Annotated in this window: 18 protein-coding genes; 5 read left to right on the top strand and 13 right to left on the bottom strand. The window is 58.6% G+C overall.

The window, feature by feature from the left end; translation table 11 throughout:
• The 5 genes from AC5S3R_RS19470 to AC5S3R_RS19490 form a co-directional block, all read left to right on the top strand.
• Positions 1–2,837 (top strand): outer membrane beta-barrel protein (locus tag AC5S3R_RS19470; protein WP_494268856.1); only part of this gene is annotated, 2,837 nt, incomplete at its 5' end.
• A 113-nt stretch (positions 2,838–2,950) separates the two neighbouring features.
• On the top strand, positions 2,951–4,948 hold the full coding sequence (locus AC5S3R_RS19475; RefSeq protein WP_494268857.1) for a S9 family peptidase: 1,998 nt from the start codon (positions 2,951–2,953) through the stop codon (positions 4,946–4,948).
• 138 nt (positions 4,949–5,086) lie between these two features.
• A complete protein-coding gene (locus AC5S3R_RS19480) occupies positions 5,087–6,280 on the top strand; it encodes a threonine synthase (protein WP_494268858.1) in 1,194 nt (397 codons plus the stop codon).
• A 122-nt stretch (positions 6,281–6,402) separates the two neighbouring features.
• Positions 6,403–8,109 carry a S1 RNA-binding domain-containing protein gene (locus AC5S3R_RS19485; RefSeq protein ID WP_494268859.1) on the top strand — a complete coding sequence of 569 codons (1,707 nt, stop codon included), beginning with the start codon at positions 6,403–6,405 and terminating at the stop codon, positions 8,107–8,109.
• 169 nt (positions 8,110–8,278) lie between these two features.
• Entirely contained in the window at positions 8,279–8,821 is a 543-nt protein-coding gene (locus AC5S3R_RS19490; protein WP_494268860.1) for a hypothetical protein, read from the top strand.
• Here AC5S3R_RS19490 and AC5S3R_RS19495 read toward each other — a convergent pair.
• From AC5S3R_RS19495 to AC5S3R_RS19555, 13 genes are all read right to left on the bottom strand, one after another.
• Positions 8,736–9,416: an SPOR domain-containing protein gene (locus AC5S3R_RS19495; RefSeq protein ID WP_494268861.1), complete on the bottom strand. Its 681-nt coding sequence runs from the start codon at positions 9,414–9,416 to the stop codon at positions 8,736–8,738. The two genes, AC5S3R_RS19490 and AC5S3R_RS19495, sit on opposite strands and share 86 nt — an antisense overlap.
• Complete coding sequence (locus AC5S3R_RS19500; protein ID WP_494268862.1) at positions 9,413–9,799, bottom strand: DUF4280 domain-containing protein; 387 nt, start codon at positions 9,797–9,799, stop codon at positions 9,413–9,415. Before AC5S3R_RS19500 ends, AC5S3R_RS19495 begins: the two co-directional genes overlap by 4 nt.
• A 16-nt stretch (positions 9,800–9,815) precedes the next feature.
• Positions 9,816–11,657: a type VI secretion system Vgr family protein gene (locus AC5S3R_RS19505; protein WP_494268863.1), complete on the bottom strand. Its 1,842-nt coding sequence runs from the start codon at positions 11,655–11,657 to the stop codon at positions 9,816–9,818.
• A 2-nt stretch (positions 11,658–11,659) separates the two neighbouring features.
• On the bottom strand, positions 11,660–12,715 hold the full coding sequence (gene tssG, locus AC5S3R_RS19510; protein WP_494268864.1) for a type VI secretion system baseplate subunit TssG: 1,056 nt from the start codon (positions 12,713–12,715) through the stop codon (positions 11,660–11,662).
• On the bottom strand, positions 12,712–14,532 hold the full coding sequence (tssF, locus tag AC5S3R_RS19515; protein WP_494268865.1) for a type VI secretion system baseplate subunit TssF: 1,821 nt from the start codon (positions 14,530–14,532) through the stop codon (positions 12,712–12,714). The genes tssG and tssF overlap by 4 nt, the downstream gene beginning before the upstream one ends.
• 75 nt (positions 14,533–14,607) lie before the next feature.
• Positions 14,608–15,138 carry a type VI secretion system baseplate subunit TssE gene (tssE, locus tag AC5S3R_RS19520; RefSeq protein ID WP_494268866.1) on the bottom strand — a complete coding sequence of 177 codons (531 nt, stop codon included), beginning with the start codon at positions 15,136–15,138 and terminating at the stop codon, positions 14,608–14,610.
• Positions 15,108–15,596: an Hcp family type VI secretion system effector gene (locus tag AC5S3R_RS19525; protein WP_494268867.1), complete on the bottom strand. Its 489-nt coding sequence runs from the start codon at positions 15,594–15,596 to the stop codon at positions 15,108–15,110. Before AC5S3R_RS19525 ends, tssE begins: the two co-directional genes overlap by 31 nt.
• A gap of 61 nt (positions 15,597–15,657) precedes the next feature.
• The gene (tssC, locus tag AC5S3R_RS19530; RefSeq protein WP_494268868.1) at positions 15,658–17,295 is read right to left on the bottom strand and encodes a type VI secretion system contractile sheath large subunit; all 1,638 of its coding nucleotides are present in this window, start codon (positions 17,293–17,295) and stop codon (positions 15,658–15,660) included.
• A gap of 127 nt (positions 17,296–17,422) precedes the next feature.
• The gene (locus AC5S3R_RS19535) at positions 17,423–18,043 is read right to left on the bottom strand and encodes a type VI secretion system contractile sheath small subunit (protein ID WP_494268869.1); all 621 of its coding nucleotides are present in this window, start codon (positions 18,041–18,043) and stop codon (positions 17,423–17,425) included.
• Positions 18,044–18,279: 236 nt separating this feature from the next.
• The gene (tssA, locus tag AC5S3R_RS19540; RefSeq protein ID WP_494268870.1) at positions 18,280–19,401 is read right to left on the bottom strand and encodes a type VI secretion system protein TssA; all 1,122 of its coding nucleotides are present in this window, start codon (positions 19,399–19,401) and stop codon (positions 18,280–18,282) included.
• 2 nt (positions 19,402–19,403) lie between these two features.
• Positions 19,404–23,429 (bottom strand): type VI secretion protein IcmF/TssM N-terminal domain-containing protein, encoded by a 4,026-nt coding sequence (locus AC5S3R_RS19545; RefSeq protein WP_494268871.1) that lies wholly within the window; start codon positions 23,427–23,429, stop codon positions 19,404–19,406.
• A complete protein-coding gene (locus AC5S3R_RS19550) occupies positions 23,426–24,772 on the bottom strand; it encodes a DotU family type IV/VI secretion system protein (RefSeq protein ID WP_494268872.1) in 1,347 nt (448 codons plus the stop codon). The genes AC5S3R_RS19545 and AC5S3R_RS19550 overlap by 4 nt, the downstream gene beginning before the upstream one ends.
• Before the next feature lie 2 nt (positions 24,773–24,774).
• Positions 24,775–25,285 (bottom strand): hypothetical protein (locus AC5S3R_RS19555; RefSeq protein WP_494268873.1); only part of this gene is annotated, 511 nt, incomplete at its 5' end.

A 25,285-nucleotide genomic window follows, 5' to 3' on the forward strand; every position in this document is an offset into this window, starting at 1 on the left:
CCACAGCCGACGGCACCATCCACGGGCACGTAGCGGATACCACCGGCGCCGTTGTCGCCAACGTCAACATCGTTGCGCACAGCACCTCTGTAGGCGGCATATTCAAAGCCGTCAGCGATGCCGAAGGCAACTACCACCTCACGAATCTTCCTCCAGGCACCGACTACACCGTAGAGGCAGAGGTCTCCGGCTTTGAAAAATTCGAGCGCACCGGACTCATCGTCCGCGCCGGCCTCAACGTCACCGTAGACATCGCGCTCAAGATTGGCTCCACAGGCGAGACCGTAAAAGTCTCTGGCGACGCGCCGCTCATCGACACGCAAAGCGCCGAGCAATCCACCAACCTCAGCGGCGAACTGCTGCGTAACATTCCCGTCACTGGTCGTCATGACTGGTCAGACTCGCTGCAGGTAACGCCCGGCATCATCTCCGCATCCAGCGACGCCGAAGGCGGACAGACCTACTTCCTGCGCGGCTCGGAAAACGAGAACCACGCCACGCTACTCGACGGCATGGACATCGGCAGCTTCGAGCAGAACTGGCCCTCCAACACCATCTCCATCGCCAATGAGTCATTGGGAGACCTGCAAATCAAGACCGGCGCAAACGACGCCGCCTCCCCTGCCGCCATGGGCATGGTCATCAATCTCGCCAGCCCCGTAGGCGCAGACAAATTCCACGGCTCCGTCTACTACCTCCTCGGCCCAGCCTCATGGAACGGCAACAACGTGCCCAATGGCAATGCCGCCGCATCTGCCAGCGAGCAACCTGACTTCTCCGTCGGCGGCCCCATCAAGAAAGACCGCGCATGGTTCTTCTTCTCTGGCCGTTATATTCATCGCGACGACGGCATCAGCCAGACCGCCGAGCAAACTGCATACCTCAAGCAGATTTACTCTCCCTTCAGCCCCTTCCCCAACCAGTCGCGCGGCTTCGTCTTCCTAGGCAACAGTTCCATCCAACTCGGCACGCGCCACCGCCTCATGGGCATCGTGCAATATGACAGCCGCAAGCAGGACGCGAACTATCAGTGGTACACGCAGGACATAGGAAAGAGCCAGTACGGCGGCGGTGCGTATGGCCTGCGCCTCATCTCGCAGTGGACGCCGCGCATCAGCACGCGCTTCCTCGTCTCCTATAACAACAAGGGAGCCAACAGCAGCCTCGGCGCAATCGGCGGCGTAGGCGCAAAGCCAGAGGAAGACGTCTACCTCACCTACACCCAATCCGCCGGAAGCCTCGTCGGTCAGGGCTCTTCACTTGCCACGCTAAACAACCTTGCCTCCGTCTCCCTCAACCCCGCGCAGAAAGAATCCATCACCGGCGACGTAGCACTCTACATCCCCAAGGCACTCGGCGCGCATGAAATCGCAGCAGGCTTCTATCTTCAGCCGCATGAGCTAAGCCGCGTCACCACCTATTACGCCAACAACGGCGGCATCGTGCAGGAAGACGCCGCGCTCAACAACCCCAACGACCCCACACAGGGCTACACCGTCTTCCACACACGCTCTGTCAACGGAACAAGCAGCTTCCTGTCGAGCTACATTGGAGCCAACGACTATGCCTGGTACATTCAGGACCGCTGGCATCCCTTCCCTCGCCTCTCCATCACCGCCGGCCTGCGTCCTGACTGGATCTCCGGTCGCGATGCGCAGTTCAAGGTAACAACGCAGCACTCATGGAACTGGGCTCCCCGCGTCGGCGGCGCGTATGTTCTCACCAGCAACCAGCGCAACGTAGTCCGCGCCAGTTGGACACGCATCACCGACATCACTAACGCCAGTTATCTCGGCACCGCCGCCACCAGCACCGTCACCTCGACTGACACCTACTACAACCCCGACGGCTCTGTCTTCGGAACGCCCATCACCACGCCCGGCAGCACATCCAGCTTCCTCGGCAAAACCTTCGACCCGCATCGCCACCAGGGCTATGTGCGCGAATGGCTCGTAGGCTATCGCGGCCAGTTCAAAGGCGAAGTCACAGTAGACGTAAGCTACATTGACCGTGAATACCGCGACCGCCCCGCGCAGTACGACACCAACCAGATCTACACCACCGACGCGAGTGGCAACACCACCTGGAGCGGCCTCAACAACCCGACGCTCAACAACACCTACTACATAACCAACAACAAGTGGAACTGGTTCGTCTATCAGGGTATTGAAGTCTCCGTAAGCAAGCAGACTTCCAGGCTCCAGTTGTTCAGCACATATACCTACTCGCCAGACCACCTTGCCGGAACATGGCAGCCGAACGACCCAAGCGCCATCATCGAACCCACCAAGTTCAACAACAACGCGGGCATCGGTTCCGTTCGTGGCAATGTCACCAATGACTGGACCGGCGACACGCGTAACCGCATGTGGCAGCGCAACCAGGCGCGAACCGGCGTAACATGGCGCGCCCCCTACAAGCTGCGCCTCTCCACCACATTCACTGCGCAATCCGGAACACCCGGCGGCCCGGTCATCACCACGCTCGCGGCCCTCGGCACTCCCTATGATGGCCAGTACGGCCCCGCAACCTTGAAGATCAATGGCCGCACGGTTTCCAACCCTCTGGCCACAACCTACCGCTTCGCCTACAAGGACCGCGGCACAGGCCAAATCTGGTGCCCGTGGCTCCTGCAGTGGAACGTCCTTGCAGGCCGCGAATTCCGCATCTCAGAACGGCAAAGCATTGAAGCCGACCTGAACATCTACAATGTCACCAACAACGGCGCAGCACAGCAATTCGTAAACGGCAACAACTCCGCATCCAAGACCTTCGGCGAACTGCAGAACGTCCAGTTGCCGCGCTCGGCTCAAATCGGTTTGCGTTATCACTTCTAGCAATCAGGCGGACAAGAAGCGCTCATCCATCGAGCCGCTCCTTGTCCGCCGGCAAGCATCCGCAATACACAAATCTCAGAAAGTTAATCCGAATTTTCGAGGATAACAAGCTCATGCCACCACTACGTCGCTTGCTGTATGCCTTAGCCCTGCCCGCGCTGCTGCTTCCCACATCGCCTGCAACTTCAGCCTTTGCGCAAAACGGAGTTCGCCTCACGCTGCAGGATATTCTTGCTCCCGGAGGCCTCGGCGCCGCCGAACTCTCGCCTGACGGCAAAACATTCGCGCTCACACGCAACGGGCAAATCGAACTGCTCCCCGCAGAAGGCGGATGGCCCGTTACGCTCACCAGCACGCAGGGCGGCAAGTCCGGCCTCGCATGGTCACCCGATAGCAAACAACTCGCCTTCGTCAGCCAGGGCAGCATCTGGGTCGTCTCCGCTGCAGGTGGTGCGCCACACCGCTTGACCAATGCCCCCGCAGGCGGCGGAGACCCACGCCAAGCCACCGACCGCGGACCGCAATGGTCTCCGAAAGGCCGCTGGATTCTCTTCCAGAGTGGCCGTCGCGGCGTCAACAGCCTGCTCGTCGTTTCCTCGGATGGAGAATCAACAAACTTCCTCACCGGCCCCCACGATGAAGCCGGAGAAGGCCACTGGTCTCCCAGCGGCGACGCTATCGTCTACGTCACGCGCTCCAAAGAATACTTTAGCGGACGCTTAAATATCATTCACTTCGACGCCAACTCCGGCCAGCGCACCGGCGAGCCAACCACGCTCTACACCTCACCCATTGACCGCGGCGGTGGATGGTCCATTCGTGGCGCGGAGTGGTCGCCGGACGGCCAGCAGCTCGTCACCGTGCTGCAAAACTCCGGCTGGAACCATCTCTATCTGCTCTCCCCCAAAGGCGGCGAGCCAAAACAAATCACCAACGGCGACTTTGAGGATGAAGCGCCCCGCTTCTCACCAGACGGCAAGAGCATCGTCTTCCTCTCCAACCGCGGCCTCGCCGAAGCCACCAACATCTGGAGCATCCCTGCACAAGGCGGCGAAGCGCACCAAGTCGTAAAGTTCGACATCCCCGGCATCGTCTCCGACCCACAGTTCTCTCCCGACTCCAAATTGGTTTACTTCAACCGCCAGTCTCCGCTCGAAAGCTCAGACCTCTTCGTCACGGAGTTAGGCTCTTCCGCGCCGCCGAAGCAAATCTCGCACACCACGTCGAAGAACTATGAAGCCTCCGCGCAGATACCCGAGCGCATTACATGGCAATCAAAAGATGGCAAAACAATCTCCGGCCTGCTCTACAAACCGAAGAACACCAAGCCCGGCGCAAAGCTCCCGCTCGTAGTCTGGGTACACGGCGGCCCGGAAGGTCAGGACGTTTACCGCACCGATGGATGGGCGCAGTTCCTCGCGCAATCCGGCTATCTCGTACTCGAGCCAAACTATCGCGGCAGCACCGGCTACGGCGAAGCCTTCCGCAATCTCAACGTCGAGGACTCCAACGGCGGCGAGGTCGATGACGTAGCCACCGGCGCGCAGTCCCTCGTAGCAAAGGGCCTCGCCGACCCGGCACGCCTCGCCATCGGCGGCGGAAGCCACGGCGGCACCATGACGGCCTACATGGTCGTTCACTATCCCGAGCTCTTCGCCGCTGCAATTGAGATGTACGGCGTAGTAGACCGCGACCTCTTCGTGCAGCGCACCAACCCCAGCTCCTCCATCCGCTGGATGATGAAGATGGGCGGCTCGCCGAATGAAAAGCCCGAAGTCTACAAGCGCGCCAACGTGCTCTTGCAGGTCGAAAAGGTCAAGACGCCGCTCCTGGTGCTGCACGGCGAAGACGACCCGCAAGTCCCACCGGCCAACTCAGCAGAGTTCGTCAAAGCCCTCCGAGCCAACCACAAAACCGTCTTCTACTTCACCTATCCCAATGAACTGCACGGCTTCTCACAGCCCGCGCATCGTCTCGATGCCTGGCACAAGGAACTCGCCTTCCTCGAACACTACATCAACCCGCGCTACGGAACCACTTCCACCTCAACGGAAGAAGTGGCCTTCCCTGCATCGGACAAGCAGGCAAACTCTCATAATGAAGAGAAGTAGCCTCAATTCGCCACGCATTCCTGATACCCACCCTGTCATAATCAATAAGGGTGGGTATCTCCCCGTTTCGCTTCTTTTCTATTTGTCGAATTTCAGAACCAGCCATCAGCCCCCTGAGGCATAGGACCGCTTTACTCAATGCAGACAACACAAATCGCTCACCTTGAATGTTCCCGCTGCCACGCCACTTTTGCCCCCGCTCCCGTTCCCACAGTGTGCGAAAAATGTGCCGGAACGCTATACGTGCGCTATAACTTTTCCAGCATCAAGGGCCTCGAAGCACGCGACGCAATCGGCAAAAGCAACCGCCCCGGAATGTGGCGCTATCATAACGTGCTGCCGCCCGTTGACCCGGTAACGCTCGCCGAAGGCTGGACGCCCATGCTTCCCAGCCGCCGCTATGCAAACGTCTTCCTCAAGGAAGAAGGAGCCAACCCCACCGGCACCTTCAAAGCGCGCGGCCTCTCCATGGCCATCAGCATGCTCCGCTCTTACGGCGTCAAGAAAGTTGCAGTCCCCTCCGCGGGCAACGCCGGCGGAGCCGTCGCAGCCTACGCCGCAGCCGCCGGCATCGAAGCGCACATCTTCATGCCCAAAGACGTGCCCCTCGCGAATCAAGTAGAGTGCGCCGCGCACGGAGCGCACGTCACGCTCGTGGACGGTCTCATCTCCGACTGCGGCCGCATCGTCGCTGAAAGAAAGCAGGCCGAAGGCTGGTTCGACCTCTCCACCCTCAAAGAGCCCTTCCGCGTCGAAGGCAAAAAGACTATGGGCTACGAACTCGTCGAACAGCTCGGCTGGGAATACCCCGATGCCGTCTTTTATCCCACCGGCGGCGGCGTAGGCCTCATCGGTATGTGGAAAGCCTTTGAAGAGATGGAAGAACTCGGCTGGGTCAAGGGCAAGCGTCCCAAGATGATTGCCGTACAGGCAGCCGGATGCGCCCCCATCGCCAAGGCTTACGAAGAAGGCGCCGAAACAAGCGAAGTCTTCAAGAACGCCGCAACCTTTGCCGCTGGCCTCCGCGTTCCCAAGCCCTATGGCGACTACATCGTCCTCGATGACGTACGCAAATCAGGCGGCACAGCCGTTGCCCTCAGCGACGAAAAACTGCTCGCCTCCCTGCGCGATTGGGCATCCCATGAGGGCATCCTGCTCTCGCCAGAAGGCGCTGCTTCCACCGCCGCATACGACCACCTCATCGAAACCGGATTCCTCACCCCCTCCGACCGCGTCGTACTCTTCAACACCGGCACAGGCAACAAATACACGGACGTGCTCGCCCGGGCCTTCGGGCTCGAACAAGCCGCCGCAGTTCCCGTAGGCAAATAAAACCGGCCCTGTCACACATACACAAGAGCGGGCTCTCAACGAAAGTTGAGAGCCCGCTCCCGTTTTAAGCCCACCCCGCATGACTCCCCGGCGAAGCCGTGAAACAATAAAACATATTCGCCATGAGCCACGAACTTACACCCGAAAATCAGCCCCTTCCCGAAGTCACCCCCGAGCCCGCAGCCGAACCCACGGAAAACTTCGGCGACCTGCTCGCGCAATTTGAAAAGTCCCACGCACGCTCGCCGCAAGCCGGCCCGCAACAGCTTCAGGGAACGGTAATCTCCGTCTCCGCGGATCAGGTCTTTCTCGACATCGGCTACAAAATTGAAGGCGCACTTCCCCGCTCGGCCTTTGACAACAACGCAGCGGATGTAGCGCCCGGCCAGACCTATCCCGTCTCCATCACAGGCCGCAACGAGGAAGGCTACTACAAGCTCTCGCGCTTCAAGGTCGCACAGCCGAAAGACTGGTCCTCTCTCGAAGAAGCCTTCGCGCAAAAGCTCGCGGTCGCAGGCACCGTCACAGGCGTAGTCAAAGGCGGAGCCACCGTCGATATCGGCGTTCGAGCCTTTATGCCCGCCAGCCGCAGCGGCACCCACGATGCCGCCGCACTCGAAACCCTGGTTGGCCAGCAAATCACCTGCCGCATCACCAAGCTCGACGTCGCCGACGAAGATGTAGTCGTAGACCGCCGCGTAGTTCTCGAAGAGCAGACGCGCATTGAAGCCGAAGGCCGCTACGCCGCGCTCAATGAAGGCGATACTGTCACCGGCACCGTACGCACGCTCATGCCCTACGGCGCATTCCTCGACCTCGGCGGTCTCGACGGCCTTCTGCACGTCAGCGACATCGCATGGACACGCATCACCAAGCCCGAAGACGTGCTCACCGTCGGCCAGAAACTCGAAGTCAAAATCCTCAAAATCGACCCCGACACCCGCAAAATCTCCCTCGGCCTGAAACAACTTCAGCCCGAGCCATGGGAAACCGTCACCGAGCGCTATCAGACCGGCCAGCGCATCAGCGGCCCCGTCACGCGTGTCACCGACTTCGGCGCATTCGTCGAACTGGAACCGGGCATCGAAGGCCTCATCCACGTCTCCGAAATGTCCTGGGGTAAAAAGGTCCGCGTAGCCAGCGACATCGTAAAACCCGGCGAGCGCGTCGATGGCATCATCCTTTCCATCCAGCCCGAACAGCGCCGCATCTCGCTCGGCCTCAAGCAGACACTCACCGACCCATGGGCAGAAGTCGCGCAGAAATTCCCCGTTGGCGCGCAGGTTGAAGGCCCCGTCACCAAGCTCATGGCCTTTGGCGCATTCGTGCAAATCGCGGAAGGCGTGGAAGGCCTCGTCCACATCAGCGAAATCGTCGCCGACCGCCGCCTCAACCACCCATCGGAAGTGCTCCACACCGGCCAAACCGTGCAAGCGCAAGTGCTGGCCATCGACTCCACCAAGCGCCAGATCAAGCTCAGCATGAAGCAACTCATCCCCACCGGCCTCGACGAGTACATTGCCGAGCACGCGGTAGGTGATAAAGTCTCTGGCCGCGTCGTCACGGAGTCTCCAGCCATCATCGAGCTAGGTGAAGGCATCCGCGCCGCCTGCACCGCGTCAGCCGCACCCTCCGCCAGCGCAGTCACACCGGCAGCGCCCGCCAAGGCCGACCTATCGTCCTTAACCTCCATGCTGCAAGCCCGTTGGAAGGGAGCAGCCCCTGCTGCCACCAACCAACCTGAACCGCTGCAATCAGGCCAGATACGCACCTTCAAAATCACCAAGCTCGACCCCGCATCCAAAACCATCGAAGTCGAGCTTGCATAATCCCTCACTGCCTTCCGCCTCAGCAAAGGCGGAAGGCAGTGATACATCAGCCAGCACTTCCCGTATCAAAACGGCACAGCCGCAGCCAGCTATCGCGCTGCCCACTGATTACGAAACGCACTTGCGTTCTATAATCAGTGCTTAGTTACCGTCCAATCGAGTATTGCTCATGGGACCAAACGGCCAGCCGAAAATCTATCCCAACCTGAACCCGGCCGCTGCGCTTCCCGTAGATCGCAGCGAGATATTTACGCTGCGCAACTTCGCGGAGCACTACCGCATGAGCCGTGGCCGCGAGCACGGCCACTACGTCCCCAACGCCCGCTTCATCTTCGTCACCACACTGGACGGCTCAACACTCCTGCACCAGCGCTACCGCCACCCCGTCATTGCCCAGGGCAAACCCGTGCTCTACGCCGGGGAAGCCTTCTTCAATAACGGACGCTTGGAATGGTGGAGCAACGGCAGCGGCAACTACCGCCCTGACCCTGACCATGCAGTCCAATCCGGCCTTCCGATGGAGCAGTTCTTTCCTTACGATCAGGTTCTAAAAGGCCGCCACACCCAGCCAAAAACCGAACACCCCAAACCGGCGCTCGTACAGCCATACCGGCCCTTCGCCCACCCTAGCGCGCCGGGCCAATCATGGGCCGCACATTCTGTGCAACCGCCAACTGCGTTGCAACCGCCGACGCATCGTTCCATGAAGTAAACGGCCCCAGCCGCACCACATACCACGACTTCCCATACGCACCTGTGGAATGAATCATCGATGCGTGAAAGCCCGCCACGGCCAGCGACTTCACCATGTTTTCCGCGCTCTCCTTGCTGGCAAAGGAACAAACCTTCACCGCCAGCGGAACGGTATCCACGCTAGTGGATGCTGCAGCCACATCAGGAGCCGGGCCGGGAACCGAACTGGAAGCACCCGGTTTCGCGGAATCTGACGCAGCGGCAGGAGCATTCGCCTCCGCCAAAGCCGGAGCAGCAACCGGAGCGACAGCCTGCGCAGGCGCAGAAGCCACCGCCGGAACAGCCGCAGCAACCTGCGACGAACCAGCAGCCTTGGCATTCGACGCATCCACCGGCTCAGAAGATTGAGCAGGTGGCGCAGACTCCCTGCATGGCCGCGCACTGGAAGCCTGCAATCCACCACCCACCGTTCCACTCAAAAGCGCAGACCTCGACGCCGCCAGCAATCCTCCCACAGTCCCCGTCAAAAACAGAAACGCCCCCGCCAGCAGCAGGCATCCCAAAATCACAACAGCGCGAGTGCGGCTCAGTTGCACCGTCAACACGTCACTCATGGAACCTCCACAGTAGTCTGCCCAGGGCTCGTAATCTGAATCACACCGCCCCAGTTGCACATCAGTTTGGAACTCGAATCAAGCGCAGGCATATTCCCAATCAGCACCGTCGGAGCCCCCGGAGCCCACGGCGCAGCCGTCACCGGAACACAAGGCATCGGCGTCAACACACCCAGCGCCGCCGCCGTTGCCGCCGCAACCGTTGGATTCGCCAGTGAAGAACACACACCAAATGGCGGAATGTTCACAAGCGGCTTGGAATCCATAATGTTCGCCGCAGGCGTACCGGTAAGCGTGCGGTTTTCCGGCAGCACCACCAGCGAGGAAGGTGCCGCGCCAAAGCTACACGCCATCACGGCCCCCATACAAACCTGCAATGCCATATCTCACCTCGTCAGCTCAATTAATCTTGACCATCCCGCCCTTGACGGTCAGCATTCCCCCGCCGTCCACTGTTTGCGAAGCAGCCGCCTTGTTCGTCAGGCTCACTCCCGCATCATTCGTCATATCCGTTCCCGCCTTATTCGTCAGCGACGTGCCAGCCTGATTCGTAAAATCCGTTCCCGACTTGATGCTCACCGAACCGCTCGACTCAATCACCAGGTTCCCATCCACCTTCAGCGTGAAATTCCCTGAAACCGTCGAAGTAAAATTCCCGGAAGTCGTCGCCGTATAGTCCGCCTTGTTCGTATGCGTCTCGTTGCCCGTAACGTTCAGCGTGCGCGTCCCCGTAACCGTAAGGCTGGAGTTGTTCAGCACCGACACATTCAAATCCTTCTGCGCCTGCAAAAACACTTCCTCTGCCCCCGCCTTATCCTCAAAGCGCAGCTCGTTAAACCCCGCGCCCCCCTTGGAGGAGTTCGTCTTAATCGTGCTCTTCGTCTGGTCATCGGGAAGCGTATAAGGAACCACCTGCTGCGCGTTGTAAACGCAGCCGGTAATCAACGGCCTGTCAGGATTCCCTTCCAGAAAACTGACCACCACCTCCTGTCCAATACGCGGCAAAAACATGCTTCCCCACGCATTGCCCGCCCATCCCTGCGCCACGCGAATCCAGCAGGAGCTCTTCTCATCGTTTGTGCCATCCTGGTCCCAGTGAAACTGCACCACCACGCGCCCATACTGGTCCGTCCAAATCTCTTCCCCCGCCTTCCCAACCACCGTCGCCGTCTGCGTCCCCGCAATCACCGGACGCGGCGTAGCTTGCGGCGGTCTGAACTCCGCATCTGAAGGAAACGCCTCAAACGAGTTGGTGTATTCCTCCTGGTTGCCATGCAAACTCACACGGCGAATCACATAGCTGGCATTCAGGTCCGCCCTGTAATGCCCGGACAAACTAAACTTTGCCCCCGCAAAGAATGACCTGCAAAGACTCGTCCCGCGAATCACCTTCGCTTCCGTTCTCAGCGCGGCAAGGCGTCTGCTCGCAATCGTCTCGCCATCACTCTGCGTCGCATACAGCCCCGGATAGTCATAAACAATCGGCTTCGCCTCGCTCCCACTCGCCGTCGCCAGCAACTGCGTAGCAGGAATCGTAAAGTTGAAGTCATCCGCCTTGTACTGCCCCACCGCAACCGCCTGCTCCATGGAGCAATCCATGACCGTATCATCCGCGCCATAGCTCGGCCCCGCGCCCGTGTATCGCGCCGCCGTCAGCCCCGCACATGTGCCCCATGAATTGCTGTCATCCACCAGCGTCAACGTGTGCTTTGAGTCGTCATGCGTAAAGTAGTACGCAATCCCCTCCTCCTCCATAATCCTGCTCACAAAATCAAACGCGCTTTCGCGGTACTGCACGCAATACTCGCGCACCGGAGAAGTCGCCGTAGTCTTATCGTTAAAATCCATGAACCCCAAATCCGAAAAAACCTGCTTAATAATGTCCATCCCGGACTTGTTCTGAAAGATGCGGCAGCTCGTATTCATCGTCAGCAGCCACAGCCACGGGTGCAGTTCCACAAGATACGTAATGAAGCGTTTATCTCTCCCCGCCTGCACAAACCGTCCCACAATCCCATTCACATAACGAAAGCTTCCATTGGAAAGCTGAATCTGCAACGTGGCAGACTTCCCCACAATCTGCGAAAAATCCAGCGAAGCATCCTCCGAATACAACTCCAGGTTGTATCGAAACAGCTCGCTAATCCCCTCTTCTCCACGAAAACTCCGCATCAGCAGCTTGTTCGCACCAAAAGGAGTGGTGATCTGCACACCCAGCGCGGCCTGTACAAACGCACCCATCGTTACTGCACCCCATCCTCAGCCAACGCGGCCTTGTTCCCATCGCCATTCAATCGCCCCGCCTGCAACCACGCCAGCCGCCCCAGCACCGCAGCCCGCGCATTCGTCTGCACGGGAGCACCAGAACTAGCCGCAGGCGTCTCGTCCTCGCGCAGAATCAAGCGAAACGAAAAATCGAACTCATCTCTCAGATAGAAGCGCACCAAATCGTGAAGCTGCCTGTAAGCATCCCCATCCGGCAAGAAACTCACATAGTCCTTCAGGCTCATCGGCCCCAGCACAATCACCACACCCGCATGCTGGTCCCACACGCGCCTGCCAAGAACCGCCCCATCCCCCAAAGTCTGATTCTTGCCGCGCCTCCCGCCAATGTGCGTCCATTGGTCTTCACTCAGGTCCAGCCACGCCCCCGCAAACTCTTCCACGCGCACATCCACGCCAAAATAATCCGCAATCAACCGCTCCAATCCAGCAGAAGAGCGCAGCCCGTGCGCAAGCAATCCACTGTAATCCAGCAGCGCTCTATCCGGCACCGCAAGCCGGTTGCGCAACTCCGAATCCGGCTCGCGGTCCAGCCCAAACAACGCAAAAAGAAAATTCGCCGCTACTCCCCGCGACGGCGCAACACTCGTCAACTCCGGATGATGCAACGCATGAATGCGATACGCCAGCAGAACCAGCCGGTGATGAAAGATATCCAGAAAATCCCGCAGCGCGCCCTTCTGCTCCCGCACCAACTGCTGCGTATAAACCGCGGGCAGCGGTCCATGCGCACCAGCCAGCATCAGAAAATTCACCACAACAACCGGGTCAACGTCCTCATCTTGCAACTCAACATGGTCAACATCCGACGCAGGAAACGAAAAGCTCATCCGCGAACGAAAGCGCACCGGAACATCATCCGAACCATCGCCATGTAGAATCGCCAACAACCGCACAGCCTGATAAAAGCTGAATGCGCTGGACCGCGCTCGCAACCGCTCCTCTGCGGAAGCCCCCATTCCCCAGCGAAGATCGCACGTAGCCTCCACGCCATCTTCCATCGCAGCAGAGCTCATAGAACCTCCTGCGCGCCTACCATCGGCTCCCAACGCTTCCACACGCCATCCACCGTGGAGCGCTTCGCAATCACTTGCGTAAACGTATTAACCGACGCATACAGCCCAAGAAAATGCCGCAGCACAGCCGCCAGCAAAAGCGCGCTGCCGCCCTTGTACCGTATCGGATCAAAGCTCAACGTAATCTCATTGCCCCGTCGAAACCCTCGCCATGCATCAGGCCCAAACCTGCGCATCACCTTGCGCACCTGCATCCCGCTAATGCCCGCAATCTCCTGCTCCGCCGCTGCATCCGCGCTAAAGGCATAAAGCCGAAGTATCTCCTGAAACGCCTCCAGCCCCTGCGCCTCTTCTGACAGCGACATAAAATTCAGCGACAAGCTTGAAACCAGCCGCCACAGCGACTTCCCGCCCAACGGAGGATACACCGGTAACGTCGGCTTCCCCAGGCAAGAGATGCGAAGCACCGGCGTAGCATTCTCAATATTCAACTCCGCGCGGTCCGGCAACTGCGCCGCCAGCCAGCGATTCGTACACAGCGCATGCGCAAACACCGCGCTATCCGACGGCATCGCCGGATTCAACCCCAGATCAACAAACGATAAGTACATATCCGTGCCGCGCAAATCCCGTCTCTCCGCAGCCACGCGTCGCGCCAGCCAGAACGCCTGCCCGGAAGCCCCCGCGCTCCCATGACGAAACGAATAAAACGGCACATACTGACGCGACGGCTCTGCTGGATTCGCCGATGCCGACACCGAAAGAATCGTATGAATCTCCGTCGTCGTCTCACGCCGCATATCCGCAACCAGCCTGTACTCCAGTTGCGTATGATCAACGCGAATAGGCTCTGACGTCTTCTGAAAAAGATTGATAATCGGCGTGCATCCCAGCCGAAAATTCCGCGCATGAATCATCGGCTCAGGCCGCGGCAGCGCATCCAGCACAAACAGAATGTCCAGGTAATCCAACGGCGCATCTCCCACACCCGCCGCGCAACTCCTTCGCGAAAGTTGCTCCACATCAAAGAACAAAAACTTGCGCGGAAAGTTAAAATACTCCTGCACCAGCCTGTACCCCGGCAAAGCCTGCGGCGGATACGGAAGCACATCTTCCTCCGCTGCAAACCCCACCTTCTTCAGCGCCCGCATCCCCAGCCGCACCGGTGGACGGTCACTGTTATCCGCCAGCAGAACATCCACGGTATTCGCAAACAAAAGCTCGTAAAGCGCACCCGTCAACGACAACGGCCCATCAAGAAAGAACCGCAGGCTCGGCAAAAACTCCTGCTTCTTCAGCAGGTCCTTATCGCCTCGCAGCCGAATCCGCAGCACCGCCGCGCCCTCATGAATGTGGTGATAATCCGAAGGCTCAAAAATTGCTTCCGTCACCGTAACCGGCCACAGCGTCGTGTCATAACAGGTGCGAAACCTGCAGGCCAGCCCCGCGGAATCCTGCGCAAAAAGCGGCGTACCGCGGCGGATGTGAAAACCATCCGTCAGCCCCTTAATCGTTCCGCCCACATCAAAGCACGCAATCCCCATCGGCGGCAGCGGCTGCACCAGTTGCGGATAAAGCGCCCCCAGCAGCCCCGTCGTAATCGTCGGAAACTCCCCGTGCATCTGCCGCTGCAACCGCGCAGTCAAAAACGCAAACGACTCAATCAACCGCTCCACATGCGGATCGGCCGTCTCTCCATGCTGCATCTCAAGCCGCGAAGCAATCTTGCTGTGCTCCTGCGCAAACCCGCGCCCCGCATCGCGCAGATAATTCAGCTCGTCGAGATAGTAGCGCAAAAAATCTTCGTCAACCTGCATACAACCTGTCTTCTTGATAAACAGCGTCGTGGCTCATACGAGCCGTGTCACCGCAATGCGACGCGCAGCATGCCTCTAACCAGCCATCTCCCCCGCCCCAATCAGCGCCCCATCGCTCTGACCAAGATTGACCGGAAAACTAACCGGATGGCTGACATTGGCAAGCTGCACCGAACCGCGAAGAATCCCAATCATGCGCGACGGCTCATCCGGCGCGCCATGCAACTCAAGCACCGGATTCTGCAGCCGCGGCTCAAACGCCGCAATCTTCTCGGAGATAGCCAAAGCCAAACTCCCCGCATCCAGCGGATTCCCTGCCGACAAATGCGCAAAATCCGGCAGCCCATAATCCAGAACTGTCTGCGGTTTGGAAAGCGGCTCCCAACTCGACCCGGCAAAGTGTCGAGGTGGAAGCCGCGTATTCAAAAGGTTTTCAACTTCCTTCTGAATCGACTCCAACAGCAGCGGCAGCGTCTGAACACGGTAAGGATCGGTCATCCGGCTGTCATCCCGCTCTTCATCAAACCGGTCGAAGAGCGGGACGGGAAGCCCTGCTACCAGTTCCCCATTGCGCACTATGCTGTCGCGTTGGTAGCGAGATTCCATGTGGCCGAAGCATTCCCCGAATCGGTTACATCGGATTTCTGAGCTGCGTAGTTCCAGGAGATTTTCGTGTAGTTGAACGTCACCGTCTCCTGGGGCTTGCCGCCCCCACCCCCGCCCACCGAGATGGAAGAAACCAGCGCATTGGTCAACTCGTAGACAAAAATCTTGGTGACTTTGCCCGAATCGTTCTGCCCAATGATGATCTTCGCAGTAGGGATATTCTTCGCCTGGTTGCAGTAGTCAATCAGCGAGCAACTGGAAAGGTCCTGATACTTCGTAATCGTAAAATCCTGGTGATTAGGCTTGCCGGAAGTGCGCTTCGTGTTGCTCTGATCTCCGGTAATCTGCTGCGCCACACCGTGGCTGTAAGACAGTACCTCGATCATGTTCGTATAGTCCGTCAGGTTGCACTCGCCATTGATGCTCGCGGCGCTCAGGTCAAGAATCAGTACGTCCATGGGAAATCTCCATAATCTCTGGTTGCAATGTTTGCAGTCTTGAAGCCGTCACTCGCAGCGCTTATTTGGCTGGCGGAGGCAACTCCGCCACCAGGCGCAGTGACACCGTCAACTCATCCAGTTGGAAGTGCGGTTTAAGGAAGGCAATCGCCTTGTAAGCGCCTACCTTGTCCGCTGATTCCGTAACATCCACACGCGCCTCACGCAGCGGATACCTTGCCTTCACGGATTGCGGCGCATCATCTGTCAGCAAAACATACTGCGATATCCACGAGTTCAGGTACTGCTGCACATTGTCCTTCGTCATGAACGTGCCGATCTTGTCCCGCATCATCACCTTCAGATAATGTGCGAAGCGCGAAGACGCAAGAATGTACGGCAGCATGGAAGAGATATTCGCGTTACGGTTCGCGGCGCTCAGGTTGTACTTCTTCGGCTTATTCGTCGTCTGCCCGCCAAAGAACGTCGCATAGTCCGTACCCTTGCAATAGCACAGCGCCAGGAAGCCGAGATCATTCAACTCCTTCTCGCGCCGGTCGGTGATAGCCGTCTCCGTCGGCACCTTTACCGCAATATCGCCGTTCTCCGTGGTGAAGGTATAAACAGGAAGATCCGCAACAAGCCCGCCGCCTTCCGCACCGCGAATAGCCGCGCACCAGTGGTACTTCGAGAAGGCATCCGTAATGCGCGCAGCCATCGCGTAAGCAGGATTGCCCCACAGGAAGTTGTTGTGGTCCTCTTCGCCACCACTCAGCTTCTCCACATAATTCAGCCCGTCAATCGGCTTGGTCTTCGGGCCATAAGGATACCGCGCAAGCACGCGAGGCAAAGTGAGTGTCACATACCGCGAATCTTCACTGTCACGAAACGCGCGCCACTTAATCATCTCCGAGCTCTCAAAAATCTTGGAAAGATCACGCGGCTTGTTCAGCTCCGTGAAGCTCGTCCAGTCAAAGAGATCAGGGCTGGCTGCGGCAATAAACGGCGCATGCGCAGCCGCCGCAATCCCAGAGATTCCCGTGAGCGTAGCCACATCCTGCGGATCACGCCCAAAAGCAAAATCCCCAATCAGCACGCTGAACGGATTGCCGCCATACGTGCCGTACTCTTCCTCGTAAATCTTCTTGAAGAGCGCGCTCTGGTCAAACTCAACAGCCGTCTCGATATCCTTCACCAGTTCAGACCGGCTGATATTCAACACGCGAATCTTCAGGTTCTGTCCCGTCTCAGACTTGTCCACGAGATAATGCAGCCCGCGCCATGAGGACTCAAGCTTCTGAAACTCGGGATCATGCAGAACCTTATCAAGCTGAATCTGGATCAGCTCATCAATCTGCGCAATGCGCGTCTTGATCGCAGCGACCACATCGCTCGAATCTCCTTCGAGCACCTTGCGAACCTTCTCGCTGAGCACGGGCTGCCCCGGAAACTTCTCCGCAACCGTGTCATCCGGCCTCTCGTACCACGTCTTGAGAGTCGCCTTGTAGTACGGATCGAACGACACCTGCTCAAGGAACTCCTTCACCAGGCTCTGCGCGTCCTTCTGTCTCTCTTCCTGGAGAACCTGCAACCGTTTCAGCTCATCGCCCGACTTCCCATTCGTGTCGGTTCGTACCATCCCGCTCTGAGCCACAATCTTGGCAAGAAATCCCTCATTGTTGTTGCTTTCTGCATTGTTGTTATCTGCAGTCTTCGGCATGACTATTCTCCTTGCGCCCCTTTGCGGACGCCGTTGCCGCATTGGCTTCGGTGAACATGTGCGGAAATGCGTAACCAGTTTGCAGACTGGTCACCGCCATCTTTTCCTGCGCTGTCGATTGGCTCGCTTAAGCCCCTTCAGAGAGCTGCTTCACTTCGCTCACCTGCGGATAGGTCGAAGCGTCGAGAACAAGGTCCTTGGGCTTATCCGGACTGCTCACCGCCGCCTTCAACTCGTCCCCAAGCTTCTCGTTACCATCCAGCTTGTTCAGCAGGTCGGTCAACCGGGTACGTGCTTCATACAGCGTGTTCAACTCGGGCGTATGCCGAATAATCCACAGCGGATGAAACATGTAAAGCGGGTCTTCACTGATGAGCTTGGACAGCAAGGAGTCAAGCGGCTTGGAGTTATCCAGCTTCGGGCTCGCTTCCGCCCCAACCTCAACTTTAAGCTTCTGCGAATCGCCATCGCTGGAAGCGCGCAACAGGTTATCCACCTTGAAGCTCGCGCTGGGACCAGTGCTTACCAGGACATCGCGAAACGAATCGCGGTCAACTTCGACAAACTGCCGGTCGCGCAGCTTAGGCAAAACCTTGCCTTCTGGTAGTTCCCCCGAAAGATCTGCCAACACACCTACAACAAGCGGCAATTCCTTCACTTCGAATGCGTCGCCGATCTGCACATCATACGTAATATGCACACGCGGAGAACGCACACGATCAAGTTTGTGCTGAATGCTTTCTGACATGGTATGACCTCAATATCCGTTAAAGGGATTGGGTTGCTTTAGCGCTATCAGGACATGAGCTCGGAGGGATACTCGTAGCCTGAACACACCTCATCTGTCGTACTCGCAAATTTGAGGAAAAAGAAATTGGTTCAGTTGAGCGGATTGGATAATAGCAGAAGTTTTGCCGACTGCGCAAAAATCCTTGTGAATTGCCGCCCTCAATAACTTAATGCGTCAAAACCAGTGCGCGACGCTCATCCTCCCTGCTTTGCATCGGCAGAAACCTCCAGCCCAAGCAGCTTCACAATGTCACTCAACTCTCCGTGATTGCGCACTAGCTCTGGCAGCAACTCGTTAAAGTGCATATTCCCCCATGCAACCGCTCGGCGAATCAGATACGGCGTAGGACTGTGCGGGTCCGTGCGATGAAGATACTTCGCAATCTCCTCCAGCAAGCGATACGCATCCGCCCTGCTGCGAATCCCGCTCACGGAAAGCGGCTCCAGCGCAGCCTCCGCCTTCAACGGCACACTCTCCTCGGCTGTTGAAGTAGCCGCAAACCCCTCTTCCGAAATCACAAGCGAAGCACTCTCTTCAGGCTCTGGCACAGGCATCCTCGCCCGCGCCGAGTCCAGCAGCGCCTCAAGCAGTTGGCTTGCAGTCTCAGCCTCGCTGCGGAACCGTATCAACCCCGGCGACTGGTCATCTGCCAGCTTATCCAGCAGCTCATCCAGCGCATGCACTCTCTCCACAGTCGCAACCGCATCCCCATGCACCATTACCAGCCAGTCATACGGAGTAATATTCGCGCTCTGCTCAATCTTCGCCAGCGTCGGCGCATCCCCCACATTCGTGTTGGACGAGTTCCGCATCGCAACATCCCAGTCCGCTAGCGAATACGCCGCAACGCCAATGATCGTAGGCTGCGTTAACGCCACCAGACGAAGCCTCCGCGCCAACTTTTCATTCACCCAGTAAACCGGCGCAAGCCGCGGTGCCAAATCCTCCTCAAGCGCGGGATACATATCCTGCCAGTACGCCTCGCAAAGCCCGCGAATCAGCTCAATTCCCCGCGCCGCACCAGCAAATCCATCCAGTTGAATCCACGCCTCCAGCAGCCACGCCGCAAGTTGCAAGTCCTTGCTACGCTCAGCAAGCCCCTTGGCGCAAATCGACTCCACCGCCTGCCAGTCCGCCTGCTTCAACTCGCTCTGCCAAACACCCTGTGGAACCCGCGAGTCATCTTCGCGCCTCGCCTCGCGCACCAGGTCATACGTCCCCTCATAGCGCAGCGACTCCCCCGCCCGCCTCTCCGCAGAAATCGGAGCCAGCAGTTGTTCCAAATCCGTCAAAGTTACTTCAGCCGTACGATTCATCTCTACTCACCCCGCGCTGTTCTCAACTCTGCCGCAGGCGCTTCTACGGGGAACACCGGAACCGGCAAAGTCGGGCTGCCCGGCTTCGCTCCGGGAGGCAGAAGGTCAATCTGCATATAAACAATCGTGTCCGAAGGCGCATTCTGACTGCCTGAAACCGCATACTGGTTCGGTATCCGCAACAAATACTGCCCCGAAGCCTGCGCAGCATTCGGCATGTGATCCTGCAACATCGTCAACAGCGCCCAGGGATCGTTGTAACTATACGTAACCGTCCGGTCCTTCACCTTCGCCGCCCGCGACGGATTCACCGCCGCCGGAACCTCCGGTGAATTATTCGCATACCTAACAATCAGAGTCACAGGGTCGCCCAGTTGCCACACCAGCGGCGGCGCATCGCCCCGCGCACTCGACGAATCCACACTCTGGCTCCCAATCCGCAGCGTCCATGAAGCAATCCGGTCCCCCAGCACCTCATGATTGCGATTCGTACGAAACTGCACCATCACGCCAAGTGCCGGAGCCGGCAACTTCTCCGTCCCCATCACCAGCGGCCGAGCCGCCGCAATCGAGCGCAGAAACAACGTCGCATCGAACGACTCAGCCGTATTGGAAAGCACTCCCAGCAACCCCGCGCCACCCCTGTCCACCGCTTGATAGAACGCCGCAATATCCCCCGGCGTAGCCTGCGCCCCCGCACGCGTATCCATCGCGGTTGAAAACGGAAACCGCCCCGACAGCTTGCCGTTAAAGCTCGCCGCAATCATGTTGTACCGAGCCACCGCAGTCCGTCTGCATCGCTCGCCAACCAGCCGCGCCAGCTCTGCTCGAATCCCAAGAAACAAATCCGCCGATCCATACAACACCGGAGCCTTGCACTCATTCTCCGGAGTAATCGCATCCACCTTCGTGCTGACAAACCCCTCCAGCGCCTGGATAGAGTTATCCGGCTTCTTCGCCTGCAGCGCCTCCACATCCTGCGAAATATTCCGCCACTTCGTCAGCACGCTGGAGTACCCTCCCTGCGCCCGCAGCACCTTCACCAGCGGAGCCGCATCCGCCGTCAGCGTCTCCACCTTCTGCCGCTCCGCCGCAAGATACCCCTGCAGTTCATCCGGAGAAGAAAGCCCAAACAGCCATTGCGAAGCAGGCACGCCACTCGTGCCGTCATCGCTCGCCACCGCATGCACATACAAATCCCGCGCCTGCTGATTCACCTGCATCAGCAACGACTCCGCCTGGCTCACCAGCGCGCGATTCAAACAGCTAGCAATCGGCGCTGCATGCAGCGCAACAAAAGCCTGCCCAATCTGCTTCAGCTGGTCTGCCGACTGGTTAAAGTTCTGCAGCGAGCTCTCCAACGTCACCTCGTTATCCGCACCGCCCGCCCCCGGCACTGCGGAATTCACCACCAGCGCCGCAAGCGCGTTCGCAGCGCGGTCATCCACAATCGCCTCAATCTGTGCGCGATACTTCCCAGAAAGCGCAGGCAGCAGTTGGCTCTCAATCTTGTTGCGGCTTGCCTCCAGTTGCAGCGCGCGATTCAGCTCCGAAGAGTTCCACACATACCCCCTCGGAAGCACGCGGCACGACGCGCTCTTCACGCCTTCATTCGCCATGAAGTCGTTGCTCAGCAGCGAATCCAGAACCGCGGCGACAGTGCGAACCTGGCCATCCAGCCGAACCTGCTCATCGCTCACATCCACCACGCCCGTCCGCTCCACCGCCTCGCGCAACCCGGCCAGCTTGGCCGCGCCCTTCACCTCAACCTTGGCCAGAAATTCATCGCTCGCAAACGGCATCTTATCCAGTTGCGTGCCCAGCGCTGGAAGAGCATCGCGATCAAAGCTATTCGCAATCCAGTCGTACGTTCCAGAATTCAATTGATTGTCAATCGAATGAATCTCCACGCTCAAAGCCCGCAGTTGCTCGTTCGATAAAGACGCCTTGTTAGCACTCAAGGCCTGCAATCCTTGCGGCCCTGTCAGACTTGCCAGCTCGCTCTCCAGCGGATTCTCATCCATCCAGTGATCGTAAAAACTATCAATCAATTCTTCCGCAACATTGGAAGTCGCCTCGTCATAACCAGCCGGGACCTCAAGAGGCTTCCACGTAGCATTCAGCACTAGCTTCTGGTAGCGCGAGTCCTGCGCAAACCGCCCGCCATCCGGCAGACCACGCGCGCCAAGATAACGCAGCAGCGTATTCAGTTGCGCAAAGTTCCCTGACTTGGAGTCGCTGATCGTGCCATAGCGGTCAATGTTCGCATTCAGCTCTTCCAACTGGTCCAGGTATTGCCGCAGCGCAAGATAAGACGGCTCGGCAGACCACGCATTCCCCAGCGGAAAAGAATCCGCAGCAATCGAAGCTGACTGCACATAAGGAGCCGACATCGCCGACTCAATTCTTTTCTCCAGCGCCTTCTGGCACGAAGCCAGGATCACAACCTCAAAGGTACGCTCGACAGTCTGCCGCACACTCTGCCGCATCCCATCCAGGTCGAAAACCGAGTAAGGCATCGCCCACGAAAAATAATCCCCCTGCTGCGCCGCGCCCAGCGTGCTGAACAAGCCAACCGCCGGCGTAACATCCGCATTGGGATTATGCGCAATGTTATTCAAGCTATCCGTAAGCGAAGACAAAATCGGATTGATAGTGTTCGCCTGCAGATTCCGCAACCGTCGCCATTCATGGAAAAACCACACCGACAAAACAACCGCAAGCACGCATGCTGCAACTCTCGCCAGCAGCACGGAACGGTTGCCGCGCAAAATTCTCCGCGCCACCGGAGCAGCCAGAAAGCGCTCAGGAAACACCTTGAACGCAAACAGGTCTTTCACAAACAAAACTCGCGGACGATAGCGCGTGCCAAGCTGTAAAGACCGCGCTCCCGCGCCAGCCTGTTCCATTGCGCTGTCAGCCGCACGACCTGAAAAATAAATCCCGCGCAACAGGTGCGAGTCCTGGTAAGCCGTACTGCCAAACACCAGCTCAAGCAGCACCTTCAGCGGCTCCCGCATCTGCCGCACGCCAAACGGAAACAGAAAAACGCCGTCCGCCTGCTCCACCGACTTGCACTCCGCCAGCATCTCAAGCTGTCGCCGCAGCAGCGCCTCCTCGGTAACATCAAAAGCCTCATCAACCCACGCCGCCGAGTATCCCGCCTCCAGAGAATAAGGATTCGACCAGCCAAAAAGCTCATCCCCATCTTCTTCCGTATGCAGATGCGGCGTTATCGCACGTACAATCTCTTGCCCCACAACCGTGCGCGCATAACTGCCAAATCCCTCCACCGCATCGCACTTCGTCACCAGTACATACACAGGCAGCGCAAGCCCCGTAATCGACTGCACCTCGTTCAACCGCTTGCCAATCTCTGCAAGGCGGCTCGTGCGCTTCTGATGATCAGGGTCAGACGCCGCCGCCAGCAGCTCCGTCGCCGGAACCGTCAGCACAATTCCATTCAGCGGTTGCCGTGGCCGGTAGTGTGCCGCCAGTTGCAGAAAACTCCGCCATCCATCCGCAGCACGCACAGGCTTCTTGCCGCTCAACAACTGCAATGCCGAAGAAGAAGCCGCGTCCACTTCGTCTTCCACCCCGGCAAACTCCTTCCCCGGCAAATCAATCAGCACCGCATGATCCAGCAGCAGCCATCGCGGCGCCACATCTCCAGAACCCGCACCAATAGACTCCGAGTTAAGCCCCGAAATCTCATCCGCAACCGTGCTCTTCCCCGACCCCGGCTCACCAACCAGCAGATACCACGGCGCGGCATACTGGTAGTTCCATCCCGGAATCCTCTCGCGCAACCGCTGCATTGCCTGCCGGAAACTCTCTTCCATTCCAGACGATGCCGCAAACACAGAAGAGCCCGCGTCCTCTTTCGCGCCCTGCGAATCCTTTTCCTCCGGCTTCCGCAACGCGCGCCATGCAAGATACACCGCCAAAGCAATCAGCACGCATACAACCACCGCTCCAGCAATCAGGAACCAGAGCAACAAGCCGGGATGTTGCAGCACAGTATTCATCGCTGCCCACCTCCCACGCCATCCAAAGACTCGTTCGGCAGATACATCACCATCTCTCCCGCCGCCACTCCCTCCGGGGCATCGCCCAGCGTAAAGATGATTTCAGGATGTGCCGCAAGGTCATTCGTATCCACACCGGGCTGCACGGAAAACAGCAGCGTCGTTCCGCCCAGCGTAATCCCGCTCGGCGGCGGCGAAACCATCTCCACCGCGGCAACCGTTCGATTCCTCGTAGCCGCGCCACCACTGCTCGGCGGAAAGGCAATCACCCCATTGGCAAGCCACGCCTTCACCGCAGCCTCCGGTCCCGGACTCGCTCCTCCCCGCCCTGTAACCGCAATCAAAAACGCCACGGCACTCGCAGCCTTCCCGGACTCGCCTTTTTCCAACGGCAATTGCGAAGACAAATCAAGACGAAACGCATCTCCCGTCGCGATGAAAGGCACAACATTCCATCTCTGCGACGCCTTCGTCGATACCTGCCTCCCCGTAATCTGGTTCAGCGCCTCTTGCGTGCCCGCAAGCGTGGCTCGCGTGGACCGCGTAAGTGAGAACCACGCAAACGTAGAGACAATCAGCCACACCGCCACAACACCCGCCACCACCATCCACCACCGGAACGGCTCAGGCAAGCGCACCGGCGCTCCCTCGGAAACAGTATGCCGGTAAGCCTCTGGAAAAATACGCGGGCTCTCCACGTTCAATTCCGGATTCATCAGCGCAATGCGCTCATAGAGCTTCTGCCGGTACCCATCCACAACCTCAGGCTGGCGCAGATACCGTCCTCGAAACCCAAGCGAAAGCGCCATCAGGTACACCGCAATCAGCTCTTCTTCATAATCCTGCCGCGTCAGCAGATTATCGATGCGCCGGAAAATCATCTGCCCTGAAATCTGCGAACGAAACAACCGCAGCTCCATCAAGTGCTCGCGCCAGTACGCAGCCCCCGTCCATTGCACAAGACAAACAAACGTCTCATCCGCAAACGCCGCCATCACGTATACCAGTTCTTTCATCAGGTCGCGCGTAAGCGAGCTGCCTGCGTTCTTCGTCTCGAACATCTTCTGGTCGAGAAAATTCGCCATCTCCTGCCAAACATGCAGAATGACGTCATCCCCCTCCGGCTCCTCCACCGCAATAGAAGCCACAGCAGTAGAAGCCACAACCGAACTGCCGCCAACAGCAGCCCCAGCCTCCGTAGCCGCTGCCAGCGCCTGCGCAAAACGAGGCGTAGCATCCACCGGCCGCCTGCTCTCCACAACCAGCCGCAACCTGCTCAACTCAACATAAAACTCTCTGAACTGCCGCAGAAGCGGGTAAGTATCCTGTCTTCGCTCCTGCATACTCAACCGTCCTTGCCGTCATGCGGGCGATGCTTCACAAACAGCGTCACAGAATCCGGCACATGCATCTCTTGCCGTGCCGACTTCACTACAAGCTTCTTGCCCGCGGCAATCCACTCACCCTCATTCGTCACCCGCATCAGGATGCAGCCCGGCGTCGGCAGCAAGTCATCAATCGCATCCACGCGCTCCAACGTAGCGCCCAGGTTGCGGCTCATCTCAATCTCCGCAATCTGGTCTTCTGAAGCCAGCAGGCACGTCTCGCCCCACTCCACCAGCAGCTCCGGATCAGTTCCCGGCGCGGCACGCAACATCAACCCATGGAACGGCGCAGACAAATCCGCATTCTCGCCAAGTGCCTGCTCCATCGTCGGCCCCAGCTCAAAGCTCTTCGCTCCCGGACCGCCCGCCGCCTTCAGCTCCCGCCCAACCCAGTTCTCAATCAACCCTTCGGACACAGACCGCCGGATAAACTCCAGCACCGCCTCAAAAGTCGAAAGAAGATCATGGTGG

Source organism: Occallatibacter sp. FHG110214_02 (assembly GCF_059115385.1).